Annotated in this window: 22 protein-coding genes; 7 read left to right on the top strand and 15 right to left on the bottom strand. The window is 37.2% G+C overall.

Annotation, left to right across the window (positions count from 1 at the left end; genetic code table 11):
- Window positions 1-95 precede the first annotated feature (95 nt).
- The 4 genes from deoB to deoC are packed head-to-tail and all read left to right on the top strand — an operon-like array spanning window position 96 to window position 3205.
- On the top strand, window positions 96-1274 hold the full coding sequence (gene deoB / locus ACZ5R4_RS00570; protein ID WP_464367961.1) for a phosphopentomutase: 1179 nt from the start codon (window positions 96-98) through the stop codon (window positions 1272-1274).
- A gap of 14 nt (window positions 1275-1288) precedes the next feature.
- A complete protein-coding gene (locus ACZ5R4_RS00575) occupies window positions 1289-2101 on the top strand; it encodes a purine-nucleoside phosphorylase (protein ID WP_109984547.1) in 813 nt (270 codons plus the stop codon).
- 19 nt (window positions 2102-2120) lie between these two features.
- Window positions 2121-2522: a cytidine deaminase gene (locus ACZ5R4_RS00580; protein ID WP_109984546.1), complete on the top strand. Its 402-nt coding sequence runs from the start codon at window positions 2121-2123 to the stop codon at window positions 2520-2522.
- 20 nt (window positions 2523-2542) lie between these two features.
- Window positions 2543-3205 carry a deoxyribose-phosphate aldolase gene (gene deoC, locus ACZ5R4_RS00585; protein WP_109984545.1) on the top strand — a complete coding sequence of 221 codons (663 nt, stop codon included), beginning with the start codon at window positions 2543-2545 and terminating at the stop codon, window positions 3203-3205.
- Window positions 3206-3236: 31 nt separating this feature from the next.
- On the opposite strand, the gene ACZ5R4_RS00590 is transcribed toward deoC, so the two are convergent.
- The 9 genes from ACZ5R4_RS00590 to ilvB form a co-directional block, all read right to left on the bottom strand.
- Complete coding sequence (locus ACZ5R4_RS00590; RefSeq protein ID WP_109984544.1) at window positions 3237-4010, bottom strand: alpha/beta fold hydrolase; 774 nt, start codon at window positions 4008-4010, stop codon at window positions 3237-3239.
- 141 nt (window positions 4011-4151) lie between these two features.
- Window positions 4152-4862 carry a TraR/DksA C4-type zinc finger protein gene (locus tag ACZ5R4_RS00595; RefSeq protein WP_109984543.1) on the bottom strand — a complete coding sequence of 237 codons (711 nt, stop codon included), beginning with the start codon at window positions 4860-4862 and terminating at the stop codon, window positions 4152-4154.
- Window positions 4863-5052: 190 nt separating this feature from the next.
- Window positions 5053-5637, bottom strand: a complete 585-nt coding sequence (gene leuD, locus ACZ5R4_RS00600; protein ID WP_054859598.1) for a 3-isopropylmalate dehydratase small subunit — start codon at window positions 5635-5637, stop codon at window positions 5053-5055.
- A 24-nt stretch (window positions 5638-5661) separates the two neighbouring features.
- Window positions 5662-7080: a 3-isopropylmalate dehydratase large subunit gene (leuC, locus tag ACZ5R4_RS00605; protein ID WP_054788618.1), complete on the bottom strand. Its 1419-nt coding sequence runs from the start codon at window positions 7078-7080 to the stop codon at window positions 5662-5664.
- 92 nt (window positions 7081-7172) lie between these two features.
- On the bottom strand, window positions 7173-8240 hold the full coding sequence (gene leuB / locus ACZ5R4_RS00610) for a 3-isopropylmalate dehydrogenase (protein WP_109984542.1): 1068 nt from the start codon (window positions 8238-8240) through the stop codon (window positions 7173-7175).
- A gap of 24 nt (window positions 8241-8264) precedes the next feature.
- Window positions 8265-9791 carry a 2-isopropylmalate synthase gene (locus tag ACZ5R4_RS00615; RefSeq protein ID WP_109984541.1) on the bottom strand — a complete coding sequence of 509 codons (1527 nt, stop codon included), beginning with the start codon at window positions 9789-9791 and terminating at the stop codon, window positions 8265-8267.
- Window positions 9778-10809, bottom strand: coding sequence for a ketol-acid reductoisomerase (gene ilvC / locus ACZ5R4_RS00620; RefSeq protein WP_109984540.1), 1032 nt, complete (start codon window positions 10807-10809; stop codon window positions 9778-9780). The genes ACZ5R4_RS00615 and ilvC overlap by 14 nt, the downstream gene beginning before the upstream one ends.
- Before the next feature lie 58 nt (window positions 10810-10867).
- Entirely contained in the window at window positions 10868-11389 is a 522-nt protein-coding gene (ilvN, locus tag ACZ5R4_RS00625) for an acetolactate synthase small subunit (RefSeq protein WP_054788619.1), read from the bottom strand.
- Window positions 11386-13119 carry a biosynthetic-type acetolactate synthase large subunit gene (ilvB, locus tag ACZ5R4_RS00630; RefSeq protein WP_109984539.1) on the bottom strand — a complete coding sequence of 578 codons (1734 nt, stop codon included), beginning with the start codon at window positions 13117-13119 and terminating at the stop codon, window positions 11386-11388. Before ilvB ends, ilvN begins: the two co-directional genes overlap by 4 nt.
- Before the next feature lie 731 nt (window positions 13120-13850).
- Here ilvB and ACZ5R4_RS00635 point away from each other — a divergent pair.
- Both ACZ5R4_RS00635 and ACZ5R4_RS00640 read left to right on the top strand, forming a co-directional pair.
- Entirely contained in the window at window positions 13851-14318 is a 468-nt protein-coding gene (locus ACZ5R4_RS00635; protein WP_054788620.1) for a DUF6884 domain-containing protein, read from the top strand.
- A gap of 4 nt (window positions 14319-14322) precedes the next feature.
- Window positions 14323-15303, top strand: coding sequence for a zinc-binding dehydrogenase (locus tag ACZ5R4_RS00640; RefSeq protein ID WP_464367962.1), 981 nt, complete (start codon window positions 14323-14325; stop codon window positions 15301-15303).
- Between the two features lie 44 nt (window positions 15304-15347).
- On the opposite strand, the gene spoVAE is transcribed toward ACZ5R4_RS00640, so the two are convergent.
- The 4 genes from spoVAE to ACZ5R4_RS00660 all read right to left on the bottom strand — a co-directional run bounded on the left by spoVAE (window position 15348) and on the right by ACZ5R4_RS00660 (window position 17714).
- Window positions 15348-15698: a stage V sporulation protein AE gene (gene spoVAE / locus ACZ5R4_RS00645; RefSeq protein WP_054788621.1), complete on the bottom strand. Its 351-nt coding sequence runs from the start codon at window positions 15696-15698 to the stop codon at window positions 15348-15350.
- A gap of 83 nt (window positions 15699-15781) precedes the next feature.
- On the bottom strand, window positions 15782-16786 hold the full coding sequence (gene spoVAD, locus ACZ5R4_RS00650) for a stage V sporulation protein AD (protein WP_109984537.1): 1005 nt from the start codon (window positions 16784-16786) through the stop codon (window positions 15782-15784).
- A complete protein-coding gene (gene spoVAC / locus ACZ5R4_RS00655; RefSeq protein WP_464367963.1) occupies window positions 16787-17239 on the bottom strand; it encodes a stage V sporulation protein AC in 453 nt (150 codons plus the stop codon).
- A 13-nt stretch (window positions 17240-17252) separates the two neighbouring features.
- Window positions 17253-17714 (bottom strand): hypothetical protein, encoded by a 462-nt coding sequence (locus ACZ5R4_RS00660; protein WP_464367964.1) that lies wholly within the window; start codon window positions 17712-17714, stop codon window positions 17253-17255.
- Window positions 17715-17930: 216 nt separating this feature from the next.
- Here ACZ5R4_RS00660 and ACZ5R4_RS00665 point away from each other — a divergent pair, with 216 nt between their 5' ends.
- The gene (locus ACZ5R4_RS00665; protein ID WP_054788624.1) at window positions 17931-18377 is read left to right on the top strand and encodes a hypothetical protein; all 447 of its coding nucleotides are present in this window, start codon (window positions 17931-17933) and stop codon (window positions 18375-18377) included.
- 23 nt (window positions 18378-18400) lie between these two features.
- On the opposite strand, the gene ACZ5R4_RS00670 is transcribed toward ACZ5R4_RS00665, so the two are convergent.
- Together ACZ5R4_RS00670 and ACZ5R4_RS00675 are read right to left on the bottom strand one after the other, a co-directional pair.
- Window positions 18401-19531, bottom strand: a complete 1131-nt coding sequence (locus ACZ5R4_RS00670) for a S1C family serine protease (protein WP_464367965.1) — start codon at window positions 19529-19531, stop codon at window positions 18401-18403.
- A 15-nt stretch (window positions 19532-19546) separates the two neighbouring features.
- A complete protein-coding gene (locus ACZ5R4_RS00675) occupies window positions 19547-20710 on the bottom strand; it encodes a zinc-ribbon domain-containing protein (protein WP_054859588.1) in 1164 nt (387 codons plus the stop codon).
- Window positions 20711-20933: the final 223 nt, after the last annotated feature.

Here is a 20933-nt window from a genome sequence, read left to right on the forward strand (position 1 = left end):
GGTTGGACATCCTACTTCAGAAAAAGTACAATAAGAGTTGATTTGTTGATAGAATAATTTTTGCGCTATATTACTTCGAGAAAAGGAGAATACTATTGGAATCTTTTAAAAGGATATTTTTAATTGTATTAGATTCGGTTGGGATAGGTGAAGCACCAGATGCTGCCGATTTCAATGATACGGGAGCAGATACATTAGGACATATTGCGGAGCATATGGATGGATTAACTATGCCGGAAATTGGAAAACTTGGATTAAGCAATATTCGGGAAATTAAAGGTATTAGGAAGGCGTTAAAGCCTAAGGCCTACTATACCAAAATGCAAGAGGCTTCTAATGGAAAGGATACAATGACTGGTCATTGGGAAATAATGGGGTTAAAGATCGAGCAACCTTTTCAAACATTCCCGGATGGTTTTCCAGATGACTTAATAAAACAGTTAGAAAAGGAAACAGGAAGGAAAATTATGGGAAATAAACCGGCGTCTGGTACTGCTATTATTGAAGAACTAGGCGAGCATCATATGGAAACAGGAGATCTCATTGTGTATACATCTGCAGATTCTGTACTGCAAATCTGTGCCCATGAAGACATCATTCCAATAGATGAACTATATGACATTTGTGAAAAAGCTCGAGCTTTAACCATGAACGATAAGTACATGATTGGCAGGGTAATTGCACGACCATTTGTAGGTAGACCTGGTAATTTTGAACGAACTTCTAATCGTCATGATTATGCCCTAAAACCGTTTGGTAGGACAGTGATGAATGAGCTAGCTGACGGTGGTTTCGATGTTATTGCCCTCGGGAAAATCTCTGATATTTATGACGGCGAGGGTGTAACGGAATCGATTCGAACAAAAAATAATGAGGATGGAATGGAAAAATTTATTCAGTCAATGGATATGGAATTTCATGGCCTGAATTTTCTCAATCTCGTCGATTTTGATGCGAAATATGGTCATCGTCGAGATCCAAAAGGGTATGGAGAAGCTCTGGAAGCATTTGATCAGCGATTACCGGACATCATTAATAAATTGAAAGAAGATGATTTATTAATGATTACAGCTGATCATGGAAACGATCCAGTACATCATGGTACAGATCATACGAGAGAATATGTCCCACTATTAGTTTTTCACCATCAAATCACAGAAGGAAAACAATTACCATTGAGAGAGACGTTTGCTGATATTGGCGCTACCATTGCAGACAATTTTGGTGTAACATTACCTTTAAACGGGAAAAGTTTCCTACACGATATTAAATAAAGGAGGATTATTCAATGCATAAGCTTCAGGAAGCAACCAAGTATTTACAGCAACAATTAGATAAGAAACCTCAAATTGGCCTTATATTGGGCTCAGGTCTAGGAATGCTAGCAGATGAAATTAAAAATCCTACAAAAATTATCTATCAAGATATTCCTGGTTTTCCCTTATCGACAGTGGAAGGTCATGCAGGACAACTAGTAATAGGTGAATTAGAAGGGGTCCAGGTCATTGCAATGCAGGGACGTTTTCACTATTATGAAGGATATGGCTTAGATGCGGTTACTTTCCCGGTTCGGGTGATGAAAGAAATTGGTATTGAAAAATTACTAGTAACTAATGCTGCTGGTGGTGTTAATCAAAATCTTGAACCAGGGGATTTAATGTTAATTACAGATCATATAAACAATACTGGTCAAAATCCTTTAATAGGCGAGAATGTGAAGGAACATGGTGTACGCTTCCCGGATATGTCGAGTGCTTATGATAAGAAATTGCAAACTACGGCAAGACAAGTTGCTAAACAGTTAAATTTGAATCTAAAAGAGGGTGTCTATGTTTGGAATACAGGACCAAGTTATGAAACACCAGCTGAAATAAAGATGCTTGCAACGATAGGTGGAGATGCTGTTGGTATGTCTACAGTGCCTGAGGTAACAGTAGCAAGACATGCTGGCATTCGCTGTTTAGGTATTTCCTGTATATCTAACATGGCAGCAGGGATTCTCGATCAACCGTTAACACATGAGGAAGTAATGGAGACAACTGAGAAAGTACGTGATTCCTTTTTACAATTTGTGAAACAATTAGTTCAAGAGATTGGATAACGAATAGGGGGGAACGTTTGTGGAAGAAAAATTGATAGAAGAAGCAAAAAAAGCAAGGGAAAAAGCTTATGTGCCTTATTCTAAGTTTAGCGTTGGAGCAGCATTACTTGATGCTCAAGGAAATATTTATCATGGATGTAATATTGAAAATGCAGCCTATTCCATGTGTAATTGTGGGGAGAGGACAGCATTATTTCATGCATATGCAACGGGCTCCACTGAATATAAAATGATGGCAGTTGTAGCAGATACCGATCGACCGGTTTCTCCATGTGGTGCTTGTCGCCAAGTAATGGCAGAGCTTTGTCATCCAGAAATGAAAGTGATATTAACAAACTTAGATGGAGACATATTAGAGACTACGGTACGTGACTTGCTTCCGGGTGCTTTTATAGCGGATGACATGTCCAACGTGAAATGACAAGGGAGGAATGGATCAAAATGATAGCGAATATGATTGACCATACTGCATTAAAACCAGATACACCAAAAAAAGCAATTGAAACATTATGTGAAGAAGCAAAGGCTAACGGATTTTATTCTGTTTGTGTTAATCCAACATGGGTAGCTTATGCTGCGGAATTACTCAAAGGTACTGATGTAGACGTATGTACAGTAATAGGCTTTCCTTTAGGAGCTTCTACTTCCGAGGTCAAGGCGTTTGAAACAGAAGATGCCATCAATAATGGTGCCACAGAAATAGATATGGTGCTGAACGTTGGTAAACTAAAATCAGGAGAGATTGAGGCTGTTAAAGATGATATTCAAGCAGTAGTGGATGCAACGAAAGGGCAAGCATTAGTGAAAGTGATTATTGAGACGTGTCTTTTATCTGATGAAGAAAAAGTAACAGCATGCGAACTAGCAGTTGCAGCAGGGGCTAACTATGTCAAAACATCTACTGGATTTTCGACTGGTGGTGCAACAATAGAAGATATTGCTTTAATGCGTAAAACCGTTGGTCCTAATATTGGAGTAAAAGCCTCTGGCGGTGTGCGTGATGCTAAAACTGCTCAAGCAATGGTGAAGGCTGGTGCTTCTAGAATAGGGGCAAGTGCCAGTGTTGCCATTGTAAATGGGGAAGAGTCTCAAAGTGATTACTAAATTGGAGGAAAAGGGGAGAAAGCCTTCTCCTCTATTCCTTTGCTAAATCTTTGCTCCTAATCCATTGCTTGATAATCGCATTACATTCATGATCATGCTTTGTAGGAACTTGATGTTTGGATTTATCGATATAGGCGATTTCCACATCCTTTATCACCTCTTGATACAAATGCTGATAGTGATGAATGTAAATATCCCTTGCACCATATATAAGTAATAGGGGGACATCTAATTTAGTAAGACTGTGTTTATTGCTGTAGTTCATACCAATAGCATATTGCTGTTCTAACATATCGGGATCTGTTTGCTTCATCTCTATAGCCATTTCGTTTGCAGCTTTTTTACTCGAAAAATGATTAAAAGATAATGCGCTTGCCAATAAAGACATCCATTTTTGCTTGGCAATCCATATTCCTAATTGATATTCCTTCTTTAGCCAAAAACTAGCTACTTCATAATAACCACCTATCAAAATGAGTCCTATAATTCGATTAGGATGGCTCGCTGCAAATGCTTGAGCAATAACTCCTCCATTAGAATATCCGCAAATAATGGCTTTCTCTACTTGAAGTTCGTCCAAAACTCTCTTTATGTCACTAACGAATAGTTCCATCGTTACAGGTAGAGCTTTCTCACTTTTACAATCCCCTCTAATATCTAATGTGATAATTTGATAATGATCACTCAACTTATATTGATAACGAAAGGTAAGATGTCCCATGGCAGGGGGTGGAATAAATAGAATCGTTGGACCGTTTCCTTTTACTTCATAATAAATATGTGGTTTTTCCTTAGTAAAGGGCATAATTTTTCACGTCCTATATTGCAATTTTTAATACTGATTTTTTTAGTATGGCTACTAGAAGTATCAATATACAAAGCCGATGTAAGCGGAGATTCTCAATAAAAAAAGGGACGCTCCCAATTATTTGGGAGGCCCAGCATATTATTTTTCTGTAGATAAAATCGATTCAATATCCTGTTCATCTAAATAATCTTCGTATTTTTCATGCTTTTCATTTACCCCTATATATTTCCCTTCCATATCTGCGAGTAAAAATCCTTCTAACTCCTCAACGCTACCCACCAATTCATCTGAATGGAAGAACATATCGTCATATGTTTTAGCCTCCATGCCATAAAAGTCAGACGGGCCATCAGAGGAACCATATTGCTCTACGCGCTGCCAGGAATCTTCTGCGTCGAAAAACGTAGTGTCTTCGTTGGCTATTTCATTATTAAAGTTTTGAAAATTTGGCTGTAATACCTCTTCCTCAATTGGACGATTTTTATCGATATATTTTTCTGCATGTTTGGAGCACTTCTGAGTGGTAGGCATTGCTAACAGTCTGTCTGCTGCTATTTCTTCACCACATTCGATACAAATACCATAAGTTCCTGCATCTATCGAATCAAGGGCATCTTTAATATCCTTGTATTCCTTTTCTAAATGATCATTCAAGGCAATGTCTTTTTCTCTTTCAAAAAGCTCTGTACCATGATCTCCTGGATGATTATCGTAATTAGAGAGCTCGGATACAGATTCTTTCAACAATTCTTGGTCTAAGCCAAAGTGATCCTGCAGATGATTTTCTAGCTCCTTTTTTCGATTGACCAATTCGCGTTGACAAGCATTTAATTGCGCTCGGTTTAACATCAGTTCACCTCCTGATCCTTTTTAGTATAACCGTTGCGTTTAACTCCATTAAATCAGTTATTGGCAAAGCTGTTTATACATAAAAAAATAAAAATGACAAAAAATAAAGCTGATCTTCTGTTTAACAGAAAAATCAGCTAAATCACATCAAAAGGGAAAATTCTCCAATGATAAAAATTTCACATTCTTATTATGCTCTAGTTGCTTCAAATTGGTCAATCTTATCGGCATGGCTGAGTGTAACAGCAATATCATCCCAGCCATTTAGTAACATTTCACGTTTATAATCGTCTAGGTCAAATACTGCTTCAAATCCTTGATTATCATATACTTTTTTTGCTTCTAGGTTCACGGTTAAATAATATTTGTCACTCTCAGCATTTTTAATTATTGTTTGGACTTCTTCATCTGCCAATTTAACTGGTAAGATACCATTTTTTGTGCAATTATTATAAAAAATATCTGCATAGCTTGGTGCAATAATGACACGGAATCCATAATCTTGTAGAGCCCATGGTGCATGCTCACGAGATGAGCCGCAGCCAAAGTTTTCACCAGCAACAAGGATTGAAGTGTCTTCATATTTAGGCTGATTTAAGGAGAAATCATTTCGCAACTCTCCTTTAGAGTCAAATCGCCAATTATAAAATACAAATTGGCCAAATCCTTGTCGTGAAATCCGTTTTAAAAATTGCTTAGGAATAATTTGGTCTGTATCAATATTAGCACGGTTTAATGGATAGACAAGCCCTTCATGTTTTCTAATTGGTTCCATTTTGTTACCCCCTATAAAACGAATTTAGCTTGGTGTAGCTACACTCAAGTGACGTACATCTACGAAATGACCTTTAATAGCTGCTGCTGCCGCCATTTCAGGACTAACTAAGTGGGTACGTGCACCTGTTCCTTGTCGACCTTCAAAGTTACGATTAGAAGTGGAAGCACAACGTTCACCCTCTGGTACGACATCATCGTTCATTGCTAGACACATACTACAGCCTGCGTCTCGCCATTCAAATCCAGCTTCCTTAAAGATTTGATCAATTCCTTCTGTTTCTGCTTGTGCTTTCACACTATGAGAACCAGGGACTACGATTGCTCGAACACCTGGATTTACCTTTTGTCCTTTTACAATTTCTGAAGCTTTTCTTAAATCAGCTAATCTGGAATTAGTACAGGAACCGATAAACACATGCTCAATGCTTACAGAAGAAATTGGTTCGCCTCCTTGGAGTCCCATGTATTCTAATGCACGTTTAATTTCATCTGTTTCAATAGCATTTTTTCCATCCTCTGGAGTAGGGACGGTTGCACTAACCGGAATACACATCCCAGGGTTTGTTCCCCAAGTTACTTGTGGCTCAATTTCTTCTGCATTGATTTCCACTACTTCATCATATATCGCCCCTTCGTCTGTAGCAAGAGCCTTCCATTCCTCCGCTAATTGCTCAAAGGCTTCACCGTCTGGAACATGGCGTCTCCCTCGTAAAAATTCAACTGTCGTATCATCAGGACTGATTAATCCAGCACGAGCACCGGCTTCTATAGACATGTTACATACCGTCATTCGGCCTTCCATGGACAAGTTACGCACTGCCTCGCCTGTATACTCAATAACATAGCCAGTTCCGAATTTTACACCGAATTTTCCGATAATTGCTAGGATTAAATCCTTTGCCGTAACACCTGTCCCTAATTTTCCATTCACTTTAACATTTAGTGTTTTCGGTTTTGCTTGCCAAATGGTTTGTGTGGCTAGGACATGCTCGACCTCACTAGTACCAATACCAAAAGCCAAAGCACCAAATGCACCATGTGTAGAAGTATGGCTATCTCCACATACGATCGTTTTACCTGGTTGGGTTAAACCCAATTCAGGACCAATAACATGGACGATCCCTTGATCAGGATGATGAATATCCGCTAAAGGTACGCCAAATTCGTCACAGTTTGTTTTAAGTGTTTCCATTTGTGTCTTGGAAACTTCGTCTTTTATCACATTGCGATGAATGGTCGGTACATTATGGTCCATTGTCGCAAATGTTAAATCTGGACGGCGAACTTTTCGATTATTAATACGAAGACCCTCAAATGCCTGTGGAGAGGTTACCTCGTGGACTAGATGTAAATCGATATATAATAGATCCGGTTTACCTTCTTCGTGATGTACGACATGTTTCTCCCAAATCTTTTCAATAATCGTCTTTGGATTCCTCATCAATTTCACTCCTTTTTATATTTTTGTTTTCCTTTTTGTAGAAAAATATCGGCGCATGCTATGGATAAATAGTCGACGCCGAAAAATTTTCCTTATTCAATGGTTTCAACAATTAATTGAGTCATTTCATTTGTATTTACAAGCTCTCCATTTTTATTATATAGGTCTGCTGTATGATAATTTTGGTTTAACACTTGTTCAACTGCGTCTTCAATGGTTTGTGCTTCTTCATTCATTTGAAAGGAATATCGAAGCATCATCGCTGCTGATAGGATCATGGCAATAGGGTTAGCAATCCCTTTGCCTGCAATATCAGGAGCAGATCCATGTGCTGGTTCATATAGTCCAACCCCGTCTTCAGCCAAACTAGCAGAAGGGAGCATACCGAGAGAGCCTGTTAGGACAGAAGCCTCATCACTTAATATATCACCAAACATATTCTCTGTAACAATGACATCAAATTGTGTTGGATTGGTGATTAGCTTCATTGCTGCTGCATCCACTAAAACATGCTCAACTGTGACATCAGGATATTGTGCTTTCTTTTCTTCCACAATTTCTCTCCATAGTTTACTAGATTCCAGCACATTTGCTTTATCTACAGATGTAAGATGTTTCTTTCTTAATTGAGCACTTTGAAAGGCTTTATCTACAATTCTTTCGATTTCTTTACGTGTATATGTTAAGGTGTCTACTACAGCGTTACCGTTATCTTGCCTTTCACTTGGTCTCCCAAAATATAATCCACCAGTAAGCTCCCGAACAATTAATAGGTCACTACCATTTATAATATCAGGACGAAGGGGAGAGGCGTGTAATAATTTATCAAATCCCTTCACTGGTCTAAGATTGGCATATAAATCAAGTGCCTTTCTAATCCCAAGCAACCCGCGTTCTGGTCTTAGATCAGAGGGATTATTATCCCATTTTGGTCCACCAACTGCCCCAAGCAAAACTGCATCTGCCTTTTTACAAGCTTCAACTGTTTCATCAGGTAGGGGAGTGCCATGATTATCGATAGCAATACCACCGATATCATGAGAAGAAAATTCAAATTCTTTTCCAAATTTTTTGCTAATTGCTTCTAATACGTCCTTTGCAGCATAGATTACCTCTGCTCCAATTCCATCACCAGGAAGCAATACAATTTTATTAGCCACTTGTTCTACCCCCTATGAACTATCCTAGATTGCTTTTACTTGATAGATTGCTCTATTGACACCATTCAAATATGCTTGAACAGCTGCTTCTAATACATCTTGTGCAGAACCACGTCCACTTACTGCTATACCATCTACGGTTAGGCTAACGTGGACTTCTGCCAAGGCATCTCTTCCTTTACCAATTGAGTTCAATTGAAAATCGGTTAGTTGAGTATCCTCATAAATGATTTTGTCTAATGTGTTATAAAGCGCTTCGACGCTACCTTGCCCGGTATCTGAATCCGTTAGTTGTTGATCATTTTTAGGTGTATTTAATGTTACAGTAGCATTTGGCTTATCAGAAGAACCATATTGTACCTTAAAATCTACTAATGTATATCTTTTAACATTAGATGTATCTGTTTGAATATCTGTTAGGATGGCAAATAGGTCATCATCTGTTACTTCCTTTTTTCGGTCTGTTAATGATTTAAAGGCAACAAATGCTTCTTTCAGCTTATCATCGGATAGAGTGAAGCCAAGCTGCTTAATTTTATCTGTAAAGGCATGTCGCCCAGAGTGTTTCCCTAACACAAGGTTGTTGGATTGGACACCAACTAATTCTGGTGTGATAATTTCATATGTTTGCGCATTTTTCAAGACACCATCTTGATGAATACCTGATTCATGAGCAAAAGCATTACGTCCAACAATCGCTTTATTACCTGGCACTGTCATACCTGTAAATTTGCTTACCATGTCGCTTGTACGTTTAATTTCTTTTAACACTAAATTAGTATGATAAGGATAATAATCATTTCGAATATTTAATGCAACACCAAATTCTTCTAAAGAAGCATTCCCAGCACGTTCCCCGATTCCATTAATCGTTCCTTCTACCTGTGTTGCACCATTTTCTACTGCAGCAAAGGAATTTGCAAGTGCCATTCCAAGGTCATCATGACAGTGGCAGGATAGATCTGCTTTGTCGATATTTGGGACATTTTCTTTCATGTAACGAAACATCGCCCCATATTCACGAGGCATTGTATAGCCAACCGTGTCTGGTAAATTAATGACTGTAGCACCAGCATCAATAACTTTTTCAATAATTTTTGCTAAAAAATCTAGGTCTGAACGTGAAGCATCCTCAGCCGACCATTCAACATGATCGAAGAATTGTTTTCCGTATTTCACCATTTCGACAGCGGTATCGATTACTTCATCAGGAGTCTTTTTTAATTTATATTCCATATGAATAGGGGAGGTGGCAATAAAAACGTGAAGTCTAGGATTGGCAGCATTTTTCAATGCTTCTCTACATGCGTCAATATCTGACTTAACAGCACGAGCTAATCCTGCTACAGATACGTTTTTAACAGATTCGGCAATCTGTTTGACTGAGTCAAAATCACCTTGGGAGGAAGCAGGAAATCCTGCTTCCATCACATCTACTCCAAGGCGTTCTAATTGCTTGGCAAGCTCTAGTTTCTCTAGCTGATTAAGATTGACACCAGGCGATTGTTCACCATCGCGAAGTGTTGTATCAAAAATCTTAATTTGCGTCATTAGAGACCACTTCCTTTTTATTAATCGCCTTTTGCTTTACAAATGGCATTAATTCACGTAGCTCTCTACCTACTTTCTCAATTGTATGTTCACTTTCCGCTCGCTTAATTGCTGTATAACGAGGGCGGTTTGCTTGGTTTTCTAAAATCCAGCCTTGAGCAAATTTACCTGTTTGAATATCTGATAATACTTCTTTCATACGTGCTTTCGTACCTTCATCTACAACACGTGGACCTGACATGAAATCTCCCCATTCAGCAGTGTCAGAAATAGAGTGACGCATGTTTTCTAATCCACCTTCATACATAAGGTCAACGATTAATTTTAACTCATGTAAACATTCAAAATAAGCGACTTCTGGTTGGTATCCAGCTTCTACTAATGTTTCGAAACCTGCTTTAACCAATGCGGAAGTTCCGCCACAAAGTACCGCTTGCTCACCAAATAGATCTGTTTCTGTTTCTTCCTGGAATGAAGTTTCTAGAATACCAGCGCGACCAGCACCAATGCCTTTAGCATATGCTAACGCAACGTTTTTAGCTTGACCAGTAGCATCCTGGAAAATTCCATAAAGTGCAGGAACACCAGCACCTTCTTCGTAAGTTCTACGTACTAAATGACCAGGTCCTTTAGGTGCTACTAAGAATACATCCACATCACTCGGTGGAACGATTTGATTAAAGTGAATATTAAATCCATGGGCAAATACTAGTGCATTACCAGCTTCTAAGTTTGGTTCAATACTTTCTTTATAAATAGAAGGTTGGTTTTCATCAGGAAGTAGAATCATAATCACATCTGCCTCTTTTGAAGCTTCTGCTACTGTTTTAACTTCTACACCATCTTCCACTGCTTTATCCCAAGACTTACCTTTTCTAAGTCCTACTACTACATTAAATCCACTTTCTTTTAGGTTCAAAGCATGGGCATGACCTTGAGAACCATAGCCAATGATCGCGATTTTTTTAGATTGTAATACCTCTTCGTTAATATTGTTGTTATAAAGTACTTTTGTCATGAAAATTACATCCTCTCAATTTGATTTATTTTTTTATATAATAATTTTTATATTATTACTATCCTAATAGGGATTGCACAGTACCATCCTGTATGTTTGGTTGTTGACCACGAACAAAAGCGGTTAAGCCTGTTCTGGCTAGTTCTTTGATTCCATATGGACGTAGGAGCTCAATTAAAGCTTCTACCTTATCCGGTTTCCCTGTTACTTGGATCGATAGACTGTCTTTACTTACATCAATTATGGATGCGCGGAATGGTTCAATAATACCTTGAATTTCCGCACGCAACTGGCTGTTACTAACGATTTTAATGAGGGCAAGCTCGCGAGCAACAATGGCCTTATCGGTAATATCAGACACTTTAATGACATCAATTTGCTTATTTAATTGTTTCGTCACCTGCTCTAGCTTTTGAAAATCCTCTACATCTACAACAAATGTCATTTTGGACATTCCTTCTGTTTCCGTTCTTCCAACAGATATGCTTTCAATATTAAATTGACGTCGTTGTAGAAGACTTGTTACACGATTTAATACACCACTGCGATTTCTGACGGTTGCTGTTATGATTCGTTTCATGGTTTCACCCCAATCATTTCGTTTAATCCTTTGCCTGTAGGAATCATAGGAAAAACATTTTCTTGCTGAATGACACGTGCATCCACTACTACAGGACCTTCATAATCGAATATTTCAGGCAATGCATTTAAAAATTCTTCTTGTGTTGTTAGTTTCATCCCTTTGATATTATAGGATTCTGCTAATTTAACAAAATCTGGTTGAATATTGAAGATGGACTCCGAATAACGTTCAGAGTAAAAAGCTTCCTGCCATTGTCTTACCATTCCTAATGCTTGATTATTTACAATGATTACTTTAACAGGTAAACCACGTTCCTGAAGGATAGAAAGCTCTTGCAAGGTCATTTGAAAACCACCATCACCTACAATGGCTACAACCGTATCATTCGGCTTGGCTAATTGAGCTCCAATTGCGGATGGAAAGCCAAAGCCCATTGTTCCAAGTCCACCAGATGATACCCAACGATCAGGTGTATTGAATTTATAATATTGAGCAGTCCACATTTGATGTTGCCCAACATCAGTTGTAACGATGGCTTTTCCATCAGTTGCTTCATGGATTTTCTTAATGACCCATTGGCCATTCATTTCTGTTTCAAGGTTGTTGTACCATAATGGATAATTTTCCAAGTTTTCGTGAATTCTTACTAACCAATTCTCGTGCTCTGGTTTCTCGATGGCGTGCTCCAATAATTTTTTTAACGCTTCTTTTGCATCTCCAACGATAGGAATCTGTGTTGGTACATTCTTACCAATTTCAACAGGATCAATATCAATATGAGCAATTGTTGCATTTGGTGCAAAAGAGGCTAAATTTCCTGTTAGACGATCATCAAATCTTGCACCAATATTAATTAATAGATCACATTCATATAGAGCAGTATTTGCTGTGTATGTTCCATGCATTCCAGCCATCCCGATAAATAATGGGTGATCACCAGGGAAAGCTCCCAAACCCAATAGGGTAGAAGTAACTGGTAGGGAATAGCTTTCAGCAAATTCCTTTATTTCCCTAGATGCTTTGGCAAATAGTACTCCTGCTCCAGTTAAAATAATCGGTTTTTTTGCTTTTCCAATTGCTTCTGCTAATTTTTTGATTTGGAGTGGGTTCGGTTTGGTTGTTGGTTGATATCCAGGCAAATCTAATTCCACATCTAATGTAATATTATCCGAAATGACGTTAGCAGAAATGTCTTTTGGTATATCGATTAGAACAGGTCCTTGTCTACCAGTTGTCGCAATATGAAAAGCTTCTTTTACGATTCTAGGTAGATCAGCAATATCCCTTACCTGATAATTATGTTTCGTTATAGGAGTTGTAATGCCCATTACATCTGCCTCTTGAAAAGCATCCGTTCCGATAACTCCTTGAGCTACTTGCCCTGTAATTACAACAAGTGGGAGGGAGTCAATCATCGCATCCGCAATACCGGTGACTAGGTTAGTAGCCCCGGGTCCTGAAGTTGCAATGACAACTCCTGGTTTTCCGGAAACACGTGCATAACCTTCAGCAGCATGGATGGACCCTTGTTCATGTCTTGCTAAAATTTGATGAAAACTTCCCTTTGCTTTATATAGGGCATCAAAGATAGGTAAAACGGCACCTCCTGGATAACCGAATAAAGTATCTACACCCTCGTTAATTAATGATTCCACGAGTAGATCGGCACCTGTTTTTGGCTCATTAGTTATTTTTGCCTCTTCTGTATGGCTTTGTGTTCTTTCCATTTTAATCCCTCCTATAAATTACCTTGAATCGCATAATTCATCATCATAACATCAAACGAAAGTATATTAAAAAAAGGCCTATTTCTATCTTGTTCATTGCTAAAATTACTAACAAATAAACAAGGGAGAAAAGGCCTTCTTTTCACGGTACCACCCTGCTTCACAATATTCTTACAAATATTGCCTTATGAAGCTAAACAAATAGCTTCATTTTGGTAACAGGTGCGTTCACACCTGGCTAAACCTACTAAGCTCCATACTTTTCAGTTTAACACTCAGGGATGAGTAGTCAGTGTAGGGTGTATTACCAAGCTTCCAGCAACCTTGGCTCTCTAGAAATACAATTTCCTTCACTTTTATTCCCTTCATCGTTTTCTATATGATAATCATTATCTTCTATACTATACGAAACATACTATCCTGTCCATGGATTTTTGTATAAAAAGTACATTTGATAAATATCTGATTGACGACAATAATACAACCATTTGAGCGTTTGGTCAACCGTTTTTTAATAATTTTCTGACTTTTCAAAATTAACACTCTGTTAGTAAGCGATTACAATCCATTATTCATCACAAATTCTACTATGAAATTTTTTTGCCTATTTTTTAATCAAAACAATACAAGATATGAAAACAGAAAAATAATTGCAGAATGAAAACAAACGAGGATATAGCTTGGGTATGATCTGTTCTTCCATTATAATGAAAGGGAGGAGGGGGCTATAAATGGATGCATTATGTATTATTCCTTGTGGAAAAAGAAAAATTTGGGATAAACATCCGAACCTAGGGGCAATAATGGCAGAGAATGCTTATATCGGAACATTTCACAATTTATGTATGCGTTATGCAAAGAGACATTTTGACTGCTGGGTGACGCTCTCTGCTAAACATGGTTTCTTATTACCAACAGATATGGTTCCAGGTAATTATGATTTAACATTTCACCTTAATCATAGAAGTGTGGTAAGTGTGGATACGCTTAAAGAACAACTGAAGAGGAAAGGTTTAGAAAATTATCAACATATCGTTGTATTGACCGGAAAGAAATATCAGCCAATCATCAATCAGGCTTTTTCTTATGCCAACAAGATAGAATTTCCACTATTGGGAACAAGAGGAATAGGGGAGATGCAAAAATTATTAAAGGACAGTCTAGATAATAAACAAATTTTGCATACAGAAATGGAGTGATGAAATGAAAGCATATGTAGTGAAAAATGGTAGCTATCAATTTATTTCAGTTAACAATCCAAGACTTGGAAATAAACAAATTAAAATTAAACTAACAAGTGCTGGACTTAATCATCGAGATTTAATGATCAAAGAAAGGTTTGCCAATAACACAGATGCTTACATATTGGGCTCTGATGGGGCAGGCATCGTGGATCAGATTGGGACAGAAGTTACACGATTTCAGGTTGGCGATGAAGTAATGATTAATCCAAGCTTAAATTGGTATGAAAAGAGTGCAGCCCCACCCGCAGAATTTGAAATCGTTGGAGCTCCTTTTTCTGGTACTTTTGCAGAATATATTATCATCTCTGAAGATTTCGCAGAGCCTAAGCCTAACTATTTAACATGGGAAGAAGCGGGGGTACTATGTCTTTCAGGTATAACAGGATTTCGAGCGTTGTTTACCCAAGGTGAAATAAAACCAGGACAAACGCTGTTTATCCCAGGTGTTGGGAGTGGGGTAAATTCCTTTATTATTCAATTAGCAAAAGCAATAGGTTCAAGAGTGATTACGACTTCACGGGATAAAAATAAGTTGAAGGAAGCGGAAGTACTAGGCTTTGATCGTGCTTTGTTAACCGATGATGATTGGGAGAAATTACTCGAGAAGGAAGAGATAGATCTTGTGATAGAAAGTATTGGTGGCGCAACCTTTAATCGTTCATTAAACGTACTTAAGAAAGGTGGACGTATCGTAACATTCGGATCTTCAACGGAAGATAAAATGACTTTAAATTTGCGTGAATTTTTTTATGGTCAATACCAATTAATTGGTTCCACGATGGGTTCTAGGGATGAATTAAGAGAAATGCTAAATTTTATCGAAAAGCATCAGATTAGACCATTATTGGATAAGTCATTTCCTTTTAAAGAAATCGATCAAGCATTTGCTTATTTAGATAAGCAGAAGCAGCTTGGTAAAATTGCGATTACATTTGAGTAACAATTCTTAGGATAACCCTCCCCAAAAGTAACGGAAGGGGAGGGTTATCCTTTTGGTTTAAAGAAGATAGCACCGATCATACCAAAAATAATAGCAGCAGAAATACCAGCACTTGTCACTTCAAACATTCCTGTAACGACCCCAATAATTCCATGCTTCTCTACCTCTTCTAATGCTCCATGAACTAATGAATTACCAAAGCTTGTGATAGGGACTGTCGCACCAGCTCCTGCAAAATCAATTAAAGGTTCATAAAGACCAAAACCATCTAAAATGGCTCCAGCTACTACTAATAAGCTTAATGTATGACCAGGTGTTAATTTAGCAACATCAAATAATAATTGACCAATCACACATATAAGACCTCCAACAATAAATGACCAGAGAAATACCATGCTTAATGATCACCTCTACTTTCCATCATGAAGTTTTTCTTAACCATCAGTTGGATAATGCTCTAACTGATGGCATTCTGTTTCTAATTATTTTCAATGGATACAGCATGTGCAATACACGGGATTGACTGTTTTTGTTGTACGGTTAGCGGGGATAAGAGTGCACCAGTCGCCACTACTAAGATGCGATTGCACTCTTTATTCCTTAACTTTTTCAAGAAATGGCCGTAGGTGACGATCGCAGAGCATGCAGGTCCACTTGCTCCAGCAAAAACTGGCTGATCCTTATTATATATAGTTAATCCGCAATCAATGAATTTTTCCTCTACTACTTGAAAGTTATTTTCCTTCAATAAGTCTAGGCACACCCGTCTGCCGATTTTTGCTAAGTCCCCTGTTAAAATGTAATCATAGTAATTAATATCTATATTTCGATCCTGTAAGTGTTGAGAAATGGTATCGAAGGCCGCAGGAGCCATGGCTCCCCCCATATTAAATGGATCTGTTAAGCCTTTGTCTACAACCTTGCCAATTGTGGCAGACGTAATTTTTGGTCCTTCACCTTTACTTGCTACAATGGCCACACCAGCACCTGTAACCGTCCATTGGGAAGTATCTGGTTTTTGAGAACCATATTCGGTAGGATAGCGAAATTGCTTTTCTACTGCAGAATTGTGACTAGCAGCGCCTGTTAAAACCTTTTCCGCATATCCTCCACTAGTTAGTAGTGCGGATAGTGCCAAACCTTCCATTGAGGTTGCACATGCACTAAACAAGCCTATATAAGGTATTTCTAAAGACCTCGCTGCAAAGCTAGTCGGAGTAATTTGGTTAATCAAATCACCATGGAGAAAAAAATGAATATCCGATGTTTTCAAATTTGCTTTTTTTAAGGCAATATCACTGGCTTCTTCGATTAAGAGACGGTGTGCTTGTTCAAAGGATTTTTCTTTCATCCATTGATCACTAAAAAAGGAATCAAAATCCTTGTTAATATTTCCTTGCTTTTCAAATGGGCCTCCCACTGTACCATTTGAAATAATGGTGGCAGGGTTTTGAAAATTCCAAGTTGCTTTACCTTGTAACATTTAAGACCCTCCCAAATAAGAAAAAATTGTTTTAATCAGTGCGACAAGGAAGGCGGAGAATACTCCGAACAGAATAACAGAACCTGCAAGTTTAAACATATTACCTCCGACACCTTGCACGAATCCTTCTGTTCGGTGCTCGATAGCTGCCGAGATGACCGCATTACCAAATCCTGTAACAGGTACAGCCGTCCCTGCCCCTGCTAATTGAGCAATACGATCATAAACCCCAAAGCCAGTCAACAACATCGTTATAAAAATTAATGTAGCGGTTGTTGGGTTTCCAACTGTTTGCTCAGTGAAGTCAAAGTAATACATGTAAAAGGTGGAAATTGCTTGTCCGATAACACAGATGAGACCACCAATCAGAAAAGCTTTTAAACAATTTTTAAAAATAGGTCGCTTTGGTTCTGCATTCTTTTCCTGTGATTGATAAATAGGGTCATTACTCATTTTTTCACCACCATTATGCTTTATCCTTTATTAATTTTTTCCATTTTTTTAGCTTTTTTTTCAGTTTCTCTTTATCGTTCATACCATTTTCCTGTGTTTTAGAGATTTCGATAAAAAACTTTTGATCAGATGTCACGTTTACTTTTTTTCCTTTTAATTTATCCTGTATTTGCTTTTGGATTTTTTTAGCAATGTCTTGTTCCTTTCCTTGGCGTAGGCTCTTCACCTCTATGGCAATAAAGAGATCTTTTTCAAGGGAAACGGCCTTATATTGATGAATGACATCTGCATTTTCATCAAGAACTTGTTGAGCAACAGGAGGAATTTCATATGGTTGTAATTGATCGGATGTAGACAATTGTTTGGTTTCATCCATGTTGGTATCGTTCTGTTCTGTATGCTGATCATTAGTATTACAGCTCACAAATAAAGGACTTACTAAGACTAGGATTATGAGAAATTTAACATAATGCATTAGCTTACTTCCTTCCAATCCAAAATAGTTATGGCAAGATTTTTAACTCTTCAATATCTTGCAATAATTTGATAAAAATATGCATTATTTTTTGATGAGAAAAACTTTAATAATGTGAATAGATATGAAATAATCCAATTTTTGCAAATAAAATGAAACTTTTTAACATCGAAATTCGTCAATATATGTAGGAAAGTTTGGGGGAGGGGTGACGAAGTGAAGAAGAAACCTCTAATCGTCATTATTTTATTTATTGCTATTGGATTGATCATTACGATTTTTTTGATAAGAGGCTCTGAGGCATCATTAGTAGAAACGGTACAAATAAAAGAACAATATCAGGATTTTATTATACATATTCGAGTGGAAGATACGGAAGATGGATTTCAAGTGCTGAGATCATTGGAATATATCGGAGATGAAATGGTCGAAATAAAGCACCGTACCCCATTAACACAAATTACAATAGATAAGGACAATGCTGTCTTCACAGGAAGCCATCGCAACATGGTGTTAAGGCCAGGAAATCAATATAATCCATTAGAACCCTTACACTTAGAAAATTTGGAAAAAGGAAGCCATCGACTGTATATTCACACCCAGTTTATGATGGAAGGAAAATGGATTAATATCAAAACAGAAAAAGAGATCCTATTTGAATAAATGGGATCTCTTTTTAATTAACTTTACCTATCCTCGCCATATTTTAAGATCTTTATTTGATCATTTTCAAGACCAATTATTAAGGGATAGTCATGAGTTTCTTTCTTCTCATTATATGATTTATCTCTTGTAGTGATTTCTAATTTTGCCACAATTTTCAATTGTTCTTCATTTCGGTCTTCTATAAGTACTTCATTTACATTTAATTTAACAATAGGTGAGAATGCTTCCCTAAATTTCGTGTAAGTTACTTTGGATTGTAAATCACTATCAAGTAACGTATAGGCATTAATATAATCTCTAAGGTTAATACTATCGAAGAAATACTCCGTAATATACTTGGCATCCTCTTTAAATTTTTCTTGATTGATCGTAGCAGTAGTTGGCATTTGGTAATCTAATTTCTCCTCATCCACGGATTCAGTCCAATCTTTTAATTGCTTAAAAACGTTATTCATCGGAATACTAAAACCAATATCTGTGTCATCTATTCCGGCAGAATTAATTCCAATCACCTTACCGTTTTTTCGGAGAATCAATGGCCCACCACTATTGCCATGAGTAATATTAGCTGAGATTTGATAGACATGGTCATACTGAAACTGCTCAATTGTAAAAGATCGGTCAGTCCCAACAATTAATCCAAGCGATACAGTATTCTGAATTCCTACTGGACTCCCAATTGCAATGATCTCATCACCAATTTCAGCTTGATAATCTTCTTCATATGGTAGTGGATCTAGATATTTTAGCTCAGGAACACGGATGATGGCAATATCTTCTTTTTCTCCAATGGCTACTAAGGCCGCGGGGTATTTTTGCGTATTAGAGAGACTTACGATAATACTATCGGCATCTTCTACAACATGTGCATTTGTTACGATATCCCCTTTAGAATTAAAGATGAATCCTGAGCCTGTTTTCTGACTCACACCACTATTCGTTTGGATTTGTACAATTGCTTTTTGAGCATTATGAATAATGGATTTTAGATTAGTGTGGTTATTTTCACTAGAAACATTTGTTACTAAATTATTTTCTACTTGTAAAGGTTCTCCATTGCGATTAATAATCCAGAATACTGCTACTGCAATCGTTGCTAGTAAGATGAGGAAGGATATTATTAAAGTTAATCGATTTGTTTTATTTTTCATAGTGTTCCTCCAAGGTTAGTTAAGATACCATGTTATCTCTTCGATTTTTAGAGAAAGCTTGTCTTTTAAATACTGTTTCTCAATATCGAAATGGCTGAATTCAAACTGACCAATTTCTTGTGGATACAAGGTGTCTGGAATCAAAAAAACTTCATTGGATAATATTTTTTTCTCGTCTTCTGAGTAAAGAGAATACGCTACTTTTATAGAGTGAATAGGTATGGTTGCAACACTTTTCAACTCGCCTTTGATCATTACCTTTTCTCCTTGTATGTCAATAGTTGAATCTATTTCTTTTAGTGCATTATTCTGGTTTAATTCTTTCTCCTCCTCTACCAAGCTCATCGCTTGTTCTAACCTTTCTTGTTGTGCTGTTTCAAATACAGTTTTTTCTTTATTAATCGTAGTCTTTAAGCTTTCTAATTGCTTAGAAGAATCTACATACGTTAAAGTGTCATCGATTAATGATATAGCCTGATTAAATTGTTTTTCCTTTAGTAATAAAGTTGCTTTTTGGTACGTTATAGAGGATAGGTTTTGGCGAGCGGTTTCTGCTAATTGTTTGGCCCGATCATGCTCCATACCATCCACTTTCCAAATAATTGCTTTCAAATCCTCCATATCTGGATCATTACTTAAATGATAAGCAATTTGTTGAGTCATCGTATCTGTCCTTAGATCATTCGTTTTAGTTGTTAATTGATCTACTAAACTACCAGTATAATTTCTCATGACATTTTCCGTTTGTTTTAATAAGGTTAAAGATTGGTCATATTTATTGTCTTGATTGAATTGTTCTACTTGTTTAAAGTTATCCTGAATAATGGAAACCTTGTTAAAAAATTGAAGTGCAGTTTTTGCTGCAGGGAAATTATCCTTCACTTGGATGGATTCTTCTAATAATTGGCTTGCTTGCTCGTAGTCTCCAATTAAAGTCATCTCTTCCGCTTGTGAAAATAAGGTTTTAGCCTTACCTTCGTTATATTGATAAAAAGCAAAGAGCGCTAATAAAAAACAACAGCATAAAGAAGTGACCAATATAGGAATAAAAATCAATCTTTTGGCTATTTTTCGCTTGGGAGCACGATCAAGTAAATCATGGGGAAGAGATTCTCCACAACTTGCACAATAATTTTCGTCTTGTTGTACTTTCTTTCCACAATATGGACAAAATGCCATGGGAATCGCTCACTTTCTGTAATATCTAGCTATATTATATCATGAATAGACGAATACTAATATTCGCCCGTATTGTTAGTTGACGAAATGTTCACTTGTTAATTATAAAATATTCGGTATAATATAGGAAAGAAATGAACGAAATAAGGAGTGTTAAGCATGGGTGAAATTTTTGGTATAGTCTCTATAATATTACTTATTGCATTGATGGGCTTTAGTATTT

Source organism: Gracilibacillus sp. JCM 18860 (assembly GCF_055395245.1).